Here is a 14,827-nt window from a genome sequence, read left to right as displayed (position 1 = left end):
TTGTATTGCCGCGTCTTTACTCTATTTTTACTTCCACTTTACGAGGGACGCCGCTCTGGCCCGGGAAGTCGGCAAAGGCGCTCGCTACCATGGCTGGCATCACTTGCGACGTGGCGCGCTTGTTGCTGGTCGATTGCACGGTCACGTCATACAGTTTCTTGCCGCTGCGGTCATTGATCGTCACGCGCAATTCGCGTTCGTATTTATGGCGCACGCTTTCTTCCACGTCCATCGGACCATACCAGTAGGGGTTATAGCCAAAGCGGCCATAGCCTGGCCATGCGCCGTAGCGATAGCCGTAGCGGCCAGGCCAGTAGCCGGGGCCATACCAGAATGGATCGGTGGCTTGCAGCACGCGCTCAGGATAGTCGACGGTGGAAAACTGCATCGCCACGCGCAAATTGGCTGCGGCAGGGCCGGAAGCTTCGCCGAAGCCGTGCTTGGCCAGTTCCGCGCGCACCAAGTTCTGGTAGCTGCGGTATTCCAGCGTGTCGTTTTCCGCCGCTGGCGCTTCAAACGCATACGATTTGTCCTGCAATTGTGCAGGCCACTCATGGAAGACGGTCACATCGCTGCGTATGGTGGTGGCGCATCCGGTCAGCAACACGGTCAATGCGGCCATCATGATGGTGAGATATCGTTTCATTGCATGATCTCCTGATAGTAGACGCAATTCATCGCTTAGTAGTATAAGAATAGTTCTATTTGTTTCCATGCATTATTACAGAATGTTACCTGGTATGTCGGCGTGTAAGGGAATCCAACATTCCTGAGCTGAATCGCGACTATCGGGGGGCTGGTGTTGGTAAAATAGGCTTTTGCCTCCGCTCCCACCCATTCCCTATGCGCACAGACAGCCCTCAGACGATTTACCGCAAAGATTACACGCCGCCCAGCTTCCTGGTCGACAGCGTCGAACTTGGTTTCGATCTTGATCCCGCCCGCACAGTGGTGGCGAGCCGGATCCACATGCGCCACAACCCCGCCAGTACCAGTCGCAGCATCGAATTGCACGGCGAACACATCGAACTGGTGCTGGTGCGCCTGAATGGCAAGCTGCTGAAGCCGTCGCAGTACAAGCTGACGGCCGGCATGCTGACCATTCCCAGGGCGCCGGACGAGGTGCTGCTCGAGATCGAGACCGTGCTGGCGCCACAGGACAATACCTCGCTGTCCGGTCTGTATGTGTCGAACCATAACTTCTTCACGCAGTGCGAAGCCGAAGGTTTCCGCCGCATCACCTTCTTCCCGGACCGCCCGGACGTGATGGCCAGGTACACCGTCATGCTGCGCGCCGACAAGGACAAATATCCGGTGCTGCTATCGAACGGCAACCTGATCGAGGAGGGCGACCTCGGTGATGGCCGCCATTACGCCAAGTGGGAAGATCCGTTCAAGAAGCCATCCTATTTGTTCGCGCTGGTGGCGGCGCGCCTGGTGTGCCAGGAAGAGCGCTACACCTTGAAGTCCGGCCGCGAAGTGCTGCTGCAGGTATGGGTGGAAGAGGGCAACCTGGATAAAACCGACTACGCCATGCAGTCGCTGAAAAACTCGATCCGCTGGGACGAGGAGCGCTTCGGCCTGGAGCTGGACCTGGACCGCTTCATGATCGTCGCCGTGGGCGATTTCAACATGGGCGCCATGGAAAACAAGGGTTTGAATATTTTCAATACCAAGTATGTGCTGGCCAATTCGCGCGTGGCGACCGACGTCGATTACGCGGGCATCGAGGCGGTGGTGGGCCACGAGTACTTCCATAACTGGACGGGCAACCGCGTGACGTGCCGCGACTGGTTTCAGCTGTCGCTGAAGGAAGGCTTGACGGTGTTCCGCGACCAGGAATTCTCGGCCGACATGATCGGCACGGACACGGGCCGCGCCGTCACGCGCATCGACCAGGTGCGCACCCTGCGCCAGGCGCAGTTCCCCGAAGACGCGGGCCCGATGGCGCATCCCGTGCGTCCCGATTCCTTCGTCGAAATCAATAATTTTTACACGGTCACGATCTACGAAAAAGGCGCCGAAGTGGTGCGCATGTATCAGACCCTGGTGGGCCGCGACGGTTTCCGCAAAGGCATGGACCTGTATTTTGAACGTCACGATGGCCAGGCGGTGCAGTGCGACGACTTCCGCGCCGCCATGGCGGACGCGAATGGCCGCGATTTCAAGCAGTTCGAGCGCTGGTACAGCCAGGCCGGCACGCCCATCGTCACCGCTTCCACGCGCTACGACGCTGCCAGCCAGACGTTCGAGCTGACGCTGGCGCAAAGCTGCCCCGCCACGCCGGGCCAGCCGAAAAAACTGCCATTCCACATACCCGTCACCGTCGGCTTGCTGGCTGCCGATGGCCGCGATCTACCGCTGTACGTCGACGGCGTGGCATCGAACGGCGCTGCCAGCGTGGTGCTGGAATTGACGCAAGCGTCGCAGACCTTCCGCTTCACGAATGTGACGGAAGTACCCGTGCCTTCGCTGCTGCGCGATTTTTCCGCACCCGTGGTGCTCGAATATGACTACACGGATGCGCAGCTGCTGCATCTGTTCCGTCACGACAGCGACCCGGTCAACCGCTGGGAAGCGGGCCAGCGCCTGGCCATGGAACGCTTGCTGAAACTCACGGGCGCCGTCGTCGCCGGAGAGGCCCTGGCGCTGGACGAGACCTTCATCGCCGCGCAGCGCGCCTTGCTGGCCGATGCAACGCTCGATCCTGCCTTCCGCGAGCTGGCACTGATCCTGCCGTCGGAAACCATCATTGCCGAGCGCATGGCGCAAGTCGATCCGCAGGCGATCCATGCGGCGCGCCAGTTCATGCGCACGACCATCGCGGTAGCCTTGAAGCCCGAATTGCTGGCGCAATACCACGCCAACCAGACGCCGGGCGAGTACAGCCCCGACGCCCTGTCGGCCGGCAAGCGGGCGTTGAAAAACCTGGCCCTGTCGTATCTGTTGATCGCGCCCGGGGCGGCGGAGCTGGACCTGGCGCGGCTGCAGTTCGACAATGCTGGCAACATGACTGACCGCGCTGCGGCGCTGGCGGCGCTGATTCATTCCGGCTCGCAGCCGCATGCGCAGGCGGCGCTGACCAGCTTCTATACCGATTTCGAGAACGAAGCGCTGGTGGTCGACAAGTGGTTCGCCATGCAGGCGGCAGCGCCAACGACCGATGTGCAAGCCGTGCGCCAGTTGATGACGCACCCGGCCTTCACCTTGAAAAATCCGAACCGCGCGCGCAGCCTGATCTTCAATTTCACCAACGGCAATCCATCGCAGTTTCATGCGGCGGATGGCAGCGGCTACGCTTTCTGGGCCGAGCAAGTCATCGCGCTCGACGCCCTGAACCCGCAAGTGGCGGCCCGCCTGGCGCGCTCGATGGACCGCTGGCGCCGTTACGTGCCCGCACTGCAAAGCCACATGCGCGACGCGCTGGAGCAAGTCGCCGGCCAGGCCAGCCTGTCGAATGACGTGATGGAAGTGGTCAGCAAGGCATTGGCCAACTAGACGCAGATTATTTACACCCCCAGGCAGAGACTGGGGTCGGACCCTCAGGGTCCGACCTCGGCCTTTCTTTTTGGGGTAATGGTTAATCATTAAAACAAAAGGGAATTCATGAAACGCATCAGTCTTACGCAATACCTGGTTGAAGAGCAGCGCTCGAACAACAGCATTCCGGCCGAACTGCGCCTGCTGATCGAAGTCGTCGCGCGCGCTTGTAAAACCATCAGCCACGCTGTCGGCAAGGGCGCCCTGGGTGAAGTGCTGGGCACGGCCGACACGGAAAACGTGCAGGGCGAAGTACAGAAAAAGCTCGACATCATCTCCAACGAGATTTTGCTCGAAGCGAACGAGTGGGGTGGCCATCTGGCGGCCATGGCGTCGGAAGAGATGGAATCGATCCACCCGATCCCTAACCGTTATCCGAAGGGCGAATACATGCTGCTGTTCGACCCACTCGATGGCTCGTCGAACATCGACGTCAACGTCTCGATCGGCACCATCTTCTCGGTGCTGAAAGCGCCGGAAGGCATGGGGCAGCCAAGCGAGCAGGACTTCATGCAGGCGGGTACCAAGCAGGTCGCCGCCGGCTACGCTGTGTACGGCCCGCAAACCATGCTGGTGCTGACCTTCGGCAATGGCGTGAACTGCTTTACCCTGGACCGGGAAATGGGTTCGTGGGTCCTCACGCAAAGCAATATGCAGATTCCGCCAACGACGAAGGAGTTCGCCATCAACATGTCGAACGCGCGCCACTGGCATCCACCGGTGAAGCGCTATGTCGACGAACTGCTGGCCGGCGACACGGGCCCGCGCGGCACCAACTTCAACATGCGCTGGATCGCTTCGATGGTGGCCGACGTGCACCGCATCCTGAACCGCGGCGGCATCTTCATGTACCCGGCCGACCTGCGCGACACCTCGATGCCGGGCAAGCTGCGCCTGATGTATGAAGCGAACCCGATGGCCTTCATCGTCGAGCAAGCCGGCGGCGCGGCCACCGACGGCCAGCAGCGCATCATGGACATCGCCCCGCACAAGCTGCACCAGCGCGTGCCCGTGTTCCTTGGCTCGAAAGACGAAGTGGCCCGCGTCACGGCGTATCACGCGGAGTAAAAAGCCGCGATTTTCAGCGGCCCGCAGCCGGGCCGCGAAAAAAATGCAAAAAAGTTCGCGTTGACACTAGCAAATTTTGTGCATTGTTTGTAGAATGTGGGTCTTCGCCGTTGTAGCTCAGTTGGTAGAGCAGCACATTCGTAATGTGAAGGTCGCCAGTTCGATTCCGGCCAACGGCACCAAGTATTCGCAGTAGAAAAAAACCACCGCACAAACGGTGGTTTTTTTTCGTCTGAAGCTTTGTTCCCCGCCAGCCTGCGCCGACGCGCTCATCTACCGCCTAAATGACGAACTCCTGGTGCACCACCGGCTTGTGCGCCAGCAGCAGCGATAATTTCTTCAATGCGCTGGCCAGGCGCGCGCGGTCGCGGATGCTGCCCAGGGAGATGCGGATGGCGTTCGGTGGTTTGCTGGCGTGGAAGGCGTCCGAGGCCGTGACGGCCACGCCCTGGGCGCGGGCGGTGGCGGCCAGTTCGCGCGAGGTCCAGTAGCTGGGCAGTGAAAACCAGACATGGATGCCGTCGCTGCGCGGGTGGCTGGTGCCCGTCAGAATCGTGCGGATGACGTCCTGGCGCGCGTCCGCTTCGCTGCGCACGCCGGCCAGCAGTGCGTGCGCGGAGCCGTCGTGTATCCATTGCGTCGCCAGTGCCGTCGTCAGCGGTGTGGCCATCAGGGAAAACGAGCGCAGGGCTTGCACGAAGCGCTCGCGCAGCTGCGCGTCGGGAACCAGCGCGTAGGCCATGCGCAAGCCCGGCGCCAGGCATTTCGACAGGGTGGCGATATACGACACGTTGCCCGGCGCGTAATGGGCCAGCGGCGGCGGCGCGTCGGAGGCCAGCAGCCAGTACGGGTCGTCCTCGATGATGTGCATGCCGCAGCGTATGGCCACCTGCGTGATGGCCAGGCGCCGCGCGGCCGGCATGGTGTGTGCGGTGGGGTTTTGCAGGGTGGGATTGAGGTAGACCAGGCGCGCACGGTGCTTGCGGCCGGCTTTTTCCAGCGCATCGGGCAGCATGCCGTCCGCGTCCGTTTCCACGACGATGGCCTTGCGATTGAGCTGCCCCGCTGCCGAGCGCAAGCCCGGATACACGGCTGGCTCCGTCAATATGCTGTCGCCGGGCCGGCTCAGGGTCAGTATCAGCGCTGCCAGCGCCGCCTGCGCGCCAGGGCAGGCTACCACCTGCTCGGCCTCGACGTGGTCGAACATGGGCGCGAGCCAGACGGCGCCCGCCGCACGGTCAGCCTTGCCGCCGCCGCCCAGGTGATAACTCATCAACAAGTCGCTGTCCGTGCGCATCAGCACCTGTGCCACGCCCTGTTTCAGCAGGTCGTCGAAATCCACGCCCGCAGGCGGCGGCGGGATGTTCATGCTCAGGTCCAGCATCTGCGTCAATTCCACCTTCGGCGCGGCCACGTAGGTGCCGCGCGCGCCGTGCCCCTCCAGCAAATTGCGGCGCTTGGCCTCGTCGTAGGCGCGCGTCACCGTCGTCAGGTCGATCTGGAACAGGGCTGCAAGGCGGCGCTGCGGCGGCAGGCGGTCGCCCGGGCGCAGGCTGCCGTCGGACAGCGCGCGCTCGAGCATGTCGGCGATCTGCAGGTAGCGCGGGCCGCCGTGCTGCACGAACGGTGTGATCCACGCGCTGGCCCGGCTATCTTCTTGTATGGCTTTTGATGTAGACATTTTATCTATATGCATGGATATTGCTTCTGGCAATTATGCGGAAGATCCCGTTAAAAATCCATACATATTTGGCTTCCCCGCTCGGCCCGCCAGGCCGGCGGGGATTGTTATTTCCATCAGGAATTTAAGTCTGGGTCACAAGGTGTGACAGCGCACAGTGGCGCACGGCGCGCGCGGTTAAGGTAGTGCCAACAGCTTGCTGCTGATCCCGTATTTGATATGGCTCAGCCCGGCAGCGTTTAGGCGCTTCTTTTTCCCCGAAGCGAGGAGAATCATGATTCGGTCACGGCATCGAGCATGGTTGAAATTATTCACTGTTAAAGGAAACCACCATGAACGCGATTGAAAAAACCAGCTCCGATATGAACGGCACCGCCCAGGATACGCGCCAGGACTTGCACCGCACCATCGACAAGGTGGCTAGCCAGGCCCAGCCCTTGGCCGACAAGGTCGCCACGCGCGCCCATGACGGCGTGGACCAGGTGGGCGACCGCATCGGCCAGGTCAGCGATACCGTCAGCAAAGCTTCCGAAACCCTGATGGCGCGCGGCAAGCAATTGGGCGCCGCCTGCCAGCGCGCTGGCGAGACGGGACGCGGTTATGTGCGTGAGCGCCCGGCCATGTCGCTGCTGATTGCGGCCGCGGCCGGTTATGGCCTGTCGAAATTGCTGGGTTCGCGTAAATAAGCTTTACGCCTTCCTGGAAGGTAAGTCGTGGGCGCTGTTCCCTTCGCCATCATGGCGGGGCGGGCCAGCGCCCACGCGCACAGTAGCAAGCAGTAAAGGAGAGTGATGATGCGCTCCGTTTTGTTGTGTTTGATCGGCATACCTATTCCCATCATTATTTTGATTGCCCTGTTCGTGCGCTGAATGAGGGAGTTGTAGCGTTACTTCCCGGCGCAAACTACTCACAGGAGATGTAATGGCTACCACCAAGAAAACGCCGTCCACGGACGGTGCGGGTTCCATCTTGAGCAGCATGTGCGGCCCATCCGACAGCACTGCGCCGCACAGCCTGGGCGCGGACAATGACGTGACCCGCGCGCTGTTGCAAAAGACGGCCGCCAGCCAGCAGCTGTCCGCCGCCATGGCCGTCAATCCCAAGGAGGACGGCCAGTACGGCGAGGCAGCGCGCACGCCGGTCGAAGGCGTGCATGTGGCAGCGGGCGAAGCGCTGGCCACGGCCAGCACTGCGGGCGAAACGATACCTTCTGCGAAGACGGGCGCTGGCCAGCCCGTGCTGGGCGAGACTGCCGCGAATGCCTCGCTGGACCGTGCCAGATCCGACGACAGCGGCTGCGTACTGACGACCAACCAGGGCGTGCCCGTGGGCGACAACCAGAATTCGCTGAAGGCGGGCTTGCGCGGTCCCACCCTGATGGAAGATTTTATTTTGCGTGAGAAGCTCACGCATTTCGACCATGAGCGCATCCCCGAGCGCGTCGTGCATGCGCGCGGTTCGGCCGCCCATGGTTACTTCGAATGCTACAAGGAGCAAAGCAAGCATACGCGCGCCGCGCTGTTCGCCAAGGCGGGCAAGCGCACGCCCGTCTTCGTGCGCTTTTCCACCGTGGCCGGCGAACGCGGTTCGACCGACACGGCGCGCGACGTGCGCGGCTTCGCCGTGAAGTTTTATACCGACGAGGGCAACTGGGATTTGGTCGGCAATAACATCCCCGTCTTCTTCATCCAGGATGCGATGAAATTCCCCGACCTGGTGCACGCCGTCAAACCCGAGCCGCACAATGGCATGCCGCAGGCGGCCAGTGCGCACGACACCTTCTGGGATTTCGCTTCGCTGTCGCCGGAAATCACGCACATGCTGATGTGGGCCATGTCCGACCGTGCCATCCCGCGCAGTTATCGGATGATGCAGGGCTTCGGCGTGCACACCTTCCGTCTGGTGAATGCCAAGGGCCAGTCCGTGTTCTGCAAATTCCACTGGTCGCCCATGGCCGGCACGCATTCGCTTGTGTGGGACGAAGCCGTCAAGATCAGCGGCGCCGATTCCGATTTTCACCGGCGCGACCTGTGGGAAGCCATCGAGTGCGGCGAGTATCCCGAATACGAGCTGGCCTTCCAGGTCTTCACGGAAGCGCAGGCCGAAGCGTTTCCCTTCGACGTGCTCGATCCCACCAAGCTGATCCCCGAAGAACTGGTGCCGCTTGTCCCCGTCGGGAAAATGGTCTTGAACCGCAATCCTGACAATTTTTTCGCCGAGACGGAGCAGGTGGCCTTTTGCACGGCGCACATCGTGCCCGGCATCGATTTCAGTAACGACCCGCTGCTGCAGGGGCGCATCCACTCGTATGTCGATACCCAGTTGACGCGCCTGGGCGGCGCCAACTTCCATGAAATCCCCATCAATGCGCCGCTGGCGCCGCTGCACAACAACCAGCGCGACGGCATCCACCGCCAGGCCATCAACCGTGGCCGGGTGGCGTACGAACCCAATTCGCTGGCGGGTGGCTGTCCGTTCCAGGCGGGTGCGAAGGGTTTCAACAGTTTCCCCGCGCCCGCCGAAGGCGACAAGGTGCGCGGCAAGCCCGAGAAATTCGCCGAGCATTATGGCCAGGCGCGTTTGTTCTGGATCAGCCAGACGCCTGTCGAGCAAGATCACATTGTGCATGCGTTCCGCTTTGAACTGAGCAAGGTGCAGACGGTGGCCATTCGCCAGCGCATCGTCGCCATGCTGCGCAATGTCGACGAAACCCTGGCGCAGGACCTGGCCGATGCCTTGGGCCTGGCGCTGCCGCCCGTCATGCCGCGCGCCTCCCTGCAGCCGCTGCCCGCGTATGCGCCGTCGCCAGCGCTGTCGCTCTTTTTCCGTCCTGGCAAGACGGGCATCCATACCTTGCGCGTGGCCATCCTGGTGGGGCCGGGCAGCGATGGCGCGCAGGTGCGCAATATCTATGCCGCGTTGCTGGCCGATGGCGCCGTGCCGCGTCTGGTGGGCAGCCAGCTTGGCCGGGTCGACACCAGCGGCGGCGCGCCGCTCGACGTGGAAATCTCGCTCGAAGCGGGACCGTCCGTGCTGTTCGACGCCGTCGTGCTTGCCGACGGCCAGGGCGCCGTGCAGCAACTGGGCGACGACGCCAACGCGCTCGACTTCTTGCGCCTGCAATACCGCCACTGCAAGCCGCTGCTGGCCATCGGCGCGGGCAAGGGCTTGCTGGACAAGGCTGGCGTGCCGGCGGCCCTGCCCGACGGCAAGCCGGATCCCGCCTTCATCGTTGCGCCTTCCAGCGACGTGCTGAAAGCCGTAGCGGCCTTTAAAAAGGCGCTGGCGGCGCACCGGGCGTTCGCGCGCGAAACGGACCCGCCGCGGGTGTGAGCAAGGAGCCAGCCGCTGCATTACTGGAGTGGCGGCTTGCTGTCACCCCGCTGGCGGCATGGTGTCGTCGTATTTATGTTGTAAACTCGGCATCCTTGGCTTCCTTTCTTTCTTATTGGAGCCTTACCATGGATGACGACATGAAAATTGATGCAAGCACCGTCCGGCGGCTACGCACGGAGCGCGCCTGGTCGCAGGAGCAATTGGCGTGCAGCGCCGACGTGAGTCTGCGCACGATACAGCGGGTCGAAGCCGATGGCAGCGCGTCCAATGAAACGCGCATGGCTCTGGCTGCCGTCTTCGGCATCGACGTGCGCGCGCTGTCGCTGCGTGAGCCGGCACCGCAAGACAGCCCTTTGCCGGCGGTGGCAATTTCCAGCGCGGCCCCCACGCGCTATCGCGCCGCCGGCTTGCTGGCGCTGCTGGCGGCGGGCGCCGCGCTATTGTCCGCGTTGGGCTGGCTCCTGCCAGCCGCCATGCCTGTGGCCTGTATGCTGGCCATCGCTGCCACGCTGTACGCAGGCCTGGGCTGGTACTTTACCGGGCGGGCGGCTCTGGCCACTCCGGCTCGCCGCACGGCGCAATTCGGCTTTGTTTTTGGCGCCCTGGCCCTGCTGTTTACCAGTTTCAGTGCAACGCCACGCGCCTTGGCTATGGCCAGCCTCCAGATGACACTGTTCGCCTGTGTCATCCGCTACATGGTCGACTGGTATTTTTCGCGCAGGCGCGACCGCAGTGGTATCGTGAAAACGGGGACGTGAGCGGCTGGACAACAGCTTCCATCAATGTAAACAATAAAAACGTCCTGCGGTGATATGCTGCGCATGAGAACTGTTCATTTGCAACTGTCTGCTTGATGGCAGTAAAGCAGCAGCAAAGAACGGCTTCAGCAAACCGGATCGCGATTACCGCATGGACAAGTATACACCTCGCACCTGGGGGCCGGGCGAACGCCCGACCTTGCCCGGGTCGCCATCGATGCCCGAACATTCGACGCCCAAGCGTGTCGCGTATTTCATCGTCGGCCTGATCGTCGCGCTGACGGGGGGACTGGGCAACGGCCTGGTGACGGCCAATTTGCTGAACCTGCAAGGTTCGCTGGCCGCCTATGCCTACCAGATGCAGTGGCTGCCGGCCGCCTACGTGATGACCATCGTCTCCATGAATCTGCTGCTGGTGAAGTTCCGCCAGCAATTCGGCCTGCGCCTGTTTACGGAAGCATTCCTGGTGCTGTATGCGCTGGTGACGTTTGCCCACTTGTATGCGAATACCTTGCCGTCGGCGATCGCCGTGCGCGCCGCGCATGGCATGGTGGGCGGCGCGCTGGGCGTGCTGGGCCTGTACTACACCCTGCAGGCGTTTCCCGCGCGGCACCGCCTGAAGGGCGTGGTGCTGGGCCTGGGCTTTGCCCAGTTGGCCTTGCCGCTGGCGCGCATCTTCACCTCCGAACTGCTGCAGATCGGCGAATGGCATGGCCTGTACCTGTTCGAACTGGGACTGGCCCTGCTGGCGCTGGGCTGCGTGCTGGCCCTGAAGCTGCCGCCCGGCGACCGCGTGCAGACGTTCGAGCCGCTCGACTTCCTCACTTTCATTCTGTTCGCGCCCGGCGTGGCCCTGCTGTGCGCCGTGCTGGCGCAGGGGCGCACGGCGTGGTGGATGGAGTCCGAGTGGGTGGGCGTGTGCCTGGCGTGTTCCATCGTGCTGATCGCCGCCTCGCTGGCCATCGAGCATAACCGCGCGCGCCCGCTGCTCAATACGCGCTGGCTCACCACGGGCAAGATCGCCAAGCTGTTTTTATCGGTGCTGCTGTTTCGCATCGTGCTGTCCGAGTCGACGGGCGCCGTCGGCTTCCTGCAGGCGCTGGGCTTGAACACGGACCAGATGCAGCACCTGTTCATCGTGGTGCTGCTGGGCAGCGTGGCGGGCCTGGTGGTCAGCGCGCTGACGATCAATCCGGCGACCCTGAACCGCTCGCTGATGTTCGCGCTGCTGCTGATCGCTGCCGGCGCCCTGATCGACGCGCACGCCACCAGCCAGACGCGCCCCGTCAACATGTATGTCAGCCAGTTCCTGCTGGCCTTTGGCGGCACGTATTTCCTCGGCCCCACCATGGTGGCTGGCATGGGCGCCGTGATCGCCGAACCGCGCAACCTGGTGAGTTTTTCCGTGATGTTTACCATGACGCAGAACCTGGGCGGCCTGCTTGGTTCGGCCATCGTCGGCACCATCCAGACGGCGCGCGAAAAATACCATTCCAGCTACCTGGTCGAGCACCTGACCATGCTCGACCCGCAGGTAGCCGCGCGCGTGCAGTCGGGCGCCGCAAGCTATGGCGGCGTGCTGATGGACCCGGCCCTGCGCAGCGCCCAGGGCGTGGCGCGCCTGGGCGCCATCGCCACGCGCGAAGCCAATGTGCTGGCCTACAACGACGTCTTTCTGATGATCGCCGGCGTCGCCATCGCCACCTTGGTCTGGATGCTGGTCAGCCAGTCCTGGACCCGCATCACCACTGGCGCGCGTCGCCTGGTCGGCCCCGTGCGCGATGCGCAGACGGCCATGGCCATCGTCCCCATTACCAATTCGGAACCGAGCAATGACAGAAAATAACAGTACACCGCCAGCACCTCCCACCGCACCCGCACCCGCCGCCCCTTCCATGGCGCAGCCGGACCGGCGCCACCAGTGGCTGTCCGCGCTGGCCTTTGCCGCCGTGGCCCTGGTGGGCGTGCTGATCGTGCTGTACGCGTGGCGTTTGCCGCCGTTCACCAGCCCCATCGTGACGACGGAAAACGCCACCGTGCGCGGGCAGGTGACCATCATCGGCACGCAGCTGTCCGGCTATGTGGTGGAAGTGACGGTGCAGGATTTCATGGATGTGAAGGAAGGGCAGCTGCTGGTGCGCATCGATGACCGCATCTACCAGCAGCGCTACGAGCAGGCCCAGGCCCAGCTGGCGGCGCAGCAGGCGGCGCTGTCGAACTGGGCGCAGCAGAAGGCCAGCGCGCAGGCGGGTATTTCCGTCAGCGAGGCGGCACTGGCCAACGCGGAAGCGCAGGCGCGCAAGGCCAGCGCCGATTTGAATCGCGTGGAGCAGCTGGTGGCCGATGGCTCGCTGTCGCAGCGCGAACACGACCAGTCGCGCGCCACGCAGGCGCAGATGGCCGCCGCGCTGGCGCAGGCGCGCGCCAATCTCGACATCGCCCAGCAAAGCGTGCATAGCGTGGTAGTCAACAAGCAGGCACTGGAAGCGGCCGTGGCGAACGCGCAGGCGGCCCTCAAGGCGGCGAAGATCGACCTCGATAACACGCGCATCGTGGCGCCATCCGATGGACAATTGGGCCAGGTGACGGTGCGCCAGGGCGCGTATGTGAATTCGGGCGCGCAGCTGATGGCGCTGGTGCCGCGCCAGATGTGGGTCATCGCCAATTTCAAGGAAACGCAAATGAACGGCGTGCAGGAAGGGCAGAGCGCCACCTTCCACGTCGACGCGCTCGACGGCGCCGTGCTGACGGGCCAGGTGGAGCGCATTTCGCCGGCCACCGGTTCCGAATTTTCCGTGCTGCCGGCCGATAACGCGACGGGCAACTACCTCAAAATTGCTCAGCGCATTCCCGTGCGTATCCGCATCGATGCGGGGCAGGCGAATGCGCGCCGGCTCGTGCCTGGCATGTCGGTGGTGGTCAGCGTCGACACGTCGGCCGTGCTGAACGACTCGGTGGACAATCCCGCGCCCCCGCCGCCGCCAAAGAAAGCCAAGCCATGAAGCGCCGCCGCCGTTTCCTGCTGATGGCCGGCGTGCTGGCGCTGGCCGGCTGCGCCGCCAACGCGCCACCGCAGCCCGCGTCAAGCCTGCAATTGCCGTCCGGCTGGCGCGCGCAGGCGGCCGGTGCGCCTGCGGCGACTGACGCCCATGTCGAGCAGTTGTGGTGGCAAGCCTTCGGCGACCCGGTACTGAGCGACCTGGTGGGCGAAGCGCTGGCGCGCAATGGCGACTTGCGCGTGGCGCGCGCCCGCGTGCAGGAATACCGCGCCCGCCTGGCGCAGGCCGATGCGAACCGCGCGCCGAACCTGGCGTTCGACGGTTCGCCCACGCGCACGCGCACCCTGGCGTCGAGTGGCAAGCCGTATGTGACGAATATCTTCCAGGCAGAACTGCAGGCCAGCTATGAAATCGACGTGTGGGGCCGGCTGGGCAATCTGAGCGACGCAGCCGGCGAGAGTTACCGCGCCGAACAGGCCAGCCTCGATGCGGCGGCCCTGTCGATCGCCGCCAGCGTGGCGACGAGTTACCTGAATCTGCGCGGACTCGACGCGCAGCTGGCGCTGACGCAATCGACCCTGCAGCTGCGCGAACAGTCGCGCGAGCTGGCGCGCAAGCAGTTCGAGGTGGGCTACAGTTCGCGGCTGGAATGGCTGCAGGCGCAATCGGAATACCATGCGGCGGCCGAGCAGGTGCCGCAGCTGCAGCGGCAGATCTTTGAGCAGGAAAACGCGCTGGCGATCCTCGTCGGCGGCAATCCTGGCGCCATCGCGCGCGGCTTGCCGCTGGCCGAGCTGGCGGCGCCGGGCGTGCCTGCCGGCCTGCCGTCCGAACTGTTGCGCCGGCGGCCCGACATCGCGCGCGCGGAACACAATCTGGCGGCCGCCAACGCCAGCCTGGCGGCCACGCGCGACCAGCTGCTGCCCTCGTTCAAGCTGACGGCGGCGGGCGGCGGGCAAGCAACAACGCTCACCGATTTCCTGCATGCGCCGACGGCCCTGTGGCGGCTGACGGCACTGGCGGCCGGCCCCCTGTTCGACGGCGGGCGCGTGCAGGCGCAGACGGATGCGGCCGGCGCACAGCGCGACCAGCTCGTGTACACGTATGAAAATGTGGTGCGGAATGCTTTCGCCGAAACGGAGAACAGCCTGGGCGCCATCTACCGGCTGCAGCAGCAAGCCGTGGAAAACGACGCGCGCCGCGCTACGGCGGCGGACACCTTGCGCATCGCGCATAACCGCTATCGCAATGGCTACGCCTCGTACCTGGAAGAACTCGATGCCCAGCGCACCCTGTACAGCGCCGACGTGGGGCTGCTGCAGCTGAAGACGCGCATCCTCGTCGCCTCGGTGGACCTGTACCGGGCCATGGGCGGCGGCTGGTCGGCCAAGGTGCAATAGGCCAGCGTGCCTGGCGCGGCCGTTTGACGCGGCCAGTGTAATATT

At 63.8% G+C, this 14,827-nt stretch carries 10 protein-coding genes and 1 tRNA gene; 9 read left to right on the top strand and 2 right to left on the bottom strand.

Annotation, left to right across the window (positions count from 1 at the left end; genetic code table 11):
• Nucleotides 1–16: 16 nt before the first annotated feature.
• Nucleotides 17–646: a DUF4136 domain-containing protein gene (locus CNX70_RS24420; protein ID WP_096237660.1), complete on the bottom strand. Its 630-nt coding sequence runs from the start codon at nucleotides 644–646 to the stop codon at nucleotides 17–19.
• Nucleotides 647–843: 197 nt separating this feature from the next.
• On the opposite strand from CNX70_RS24420, the gene pepN reads away from it, so the two are divergent.
• The 3 genes from pepN (at nucleotide 844) to CNX70_RS24405 (ending at nucleotide 4,790) form a co-directional block, all read left to right on the top strand.
• Entirely contained in the window at nucleotides 844–3,498 is a 2,655-nt protein-coding gene (pepN, locus tag CNX70_RS24415) for an aminopeptidase N (RefSeq protein ID WP_096237659.1), read from the top strand.
• 108 nt (nucleotides 3,499–3,606) lie between these two features.
• Nucleotides 3,607–4,608, top strand: a complete 1,002-nt coding sequence (locus CNX70_RS24410; RefSeq protein ID WP_071075685.1) for a class 1 fructose-bisphosphatase — start codon at nucleotides 3,607–3,609, stop codon at nucleotides 4,606–4,608.
• 106 nt (nucleotides 4,609–4,714) lie between these two features.
• Nucleotides 4,715–4,790 (top strand) — tRNA-Thr (locus CNX70_RS24405).
• Between the two features lie 98 nt (nucleotides 4,791–4,888).
• Here the strand turns inward: CNX70_RS24405 and CNX70_RS24400 are convergent.
• Entirely contained in the window at nucleotides 4,889–6,289 is a 1,401-nt protein-coding gene (locus CNX70_RS24400; RefSeq protein ID WP_096237658.1) for an aminotransferase-like domain-containing protein, read from the bottom strand.
• A 332-nt stretch (nucleotides 6,290–6,621) separates the two neighbouring features.
• Between CNX70_RS24400 and CNX70_RS24395 the strand changes: the two genes are divergently transcribed.
• The 6 genes from CNX70_RS24395 to CNX70_RS24370 all read left to right on the top strand — a co-directional run bounded on the left by CNX70_RS24395 (nucleotide 6,622) and on the right by CNX70_RS24370 (nucleotide 14,782).
• The gene (locus CNX70_RS24395) at nucleotides 6,622–6,975 is read left to right on the top strand and encodes an ElaB/YgaM/YqjD family protein (RefSeq protein WP_096237657.1); all 354 of its coding nucleotides are present in this window, start codon (nucleotides 6,622–6,624) and stop codon (nucleotides 6,973–6,975) included.
• A gap of 235 nt (nucleotides 6,976–7,210) precedes the next feature.
• Entirely contained in the window at nucleotides 7,211–9,622 is a 2,412-nt protein-coding gene (locus tag CNX70_RS24390; RefSeq protein ID WP_096237656.1) for a catalase, read from the top strand.
• A 140-nt stretch (nucleotides 9,623–9,762) separates the two neighbouring features.
• Nucleotides 9,763–10,383, top strand: coding sequence for a helix-turn-helix transcriptional regulator (locus CNX70_RS24385; protein WP_157751262.1), 621 nt, complete (start codon nucleotides 9,763–9,765; stop codon nucleotides 10,381–10,383).
• A gap of 151 nt (nucleotides 10,384–10,534) precedes the next feature.
• On the top strand, nucleotides 10,535–12,229 hold the full coding sequence (locus CNX70_RS24380) for an MFS transporter (RefSeq protein WP_208624459.1): 1,695 nt from the start codon (nucleotides 10,535–10,537) through the stop codon (nucleotides 12,227–12,229).
• Entirely contained in the window at nucleotides 12,216–13,385 is a 1,170-nt protein-coding gene (locus CNX70_RS24375; RefSeq protein WP_244198945.1) for an HlyD family secretion protein, read from the top strand. Before CNX70_RS24380 ends, CNX70_RS24375 begins: the two co-directional genes overlap by 14 nt.
• On the top strand, nucleotides 13,382–14,782 hold the full coding sequence (locus tag CNX70_RS24370; protein ID WP_096237653.1) for an efflux transporter outer membrane subunit: 1,401 nt from the start codon (nucleotides 13,382–13,384) through the stop codon (nucleotides 14,780–14,782). The genes CNX70_RS24375 and CNX70_RS24370 overlap by 4 nt, the downstream gene beginning before the upstream one ends.
• Nucleotides 14,783–14,827 lie beyond the last annotated feature (45 nt).

The sequence above is a fragment of the Janthinobacterium svalbardense genome (assembly GCF_002327145.1).
GTDB lineage: Bacteria > Pseudomonadota > Gammaproteobacteria > Burkholderiales > Burkholderiaceae_D > Janthinobacterium > Janthinobacterium tructae.
Note: the sequence above shows the minus strand (reverse complement) of the source record. Positions and strands in the feature narration are given on the sequence as shown.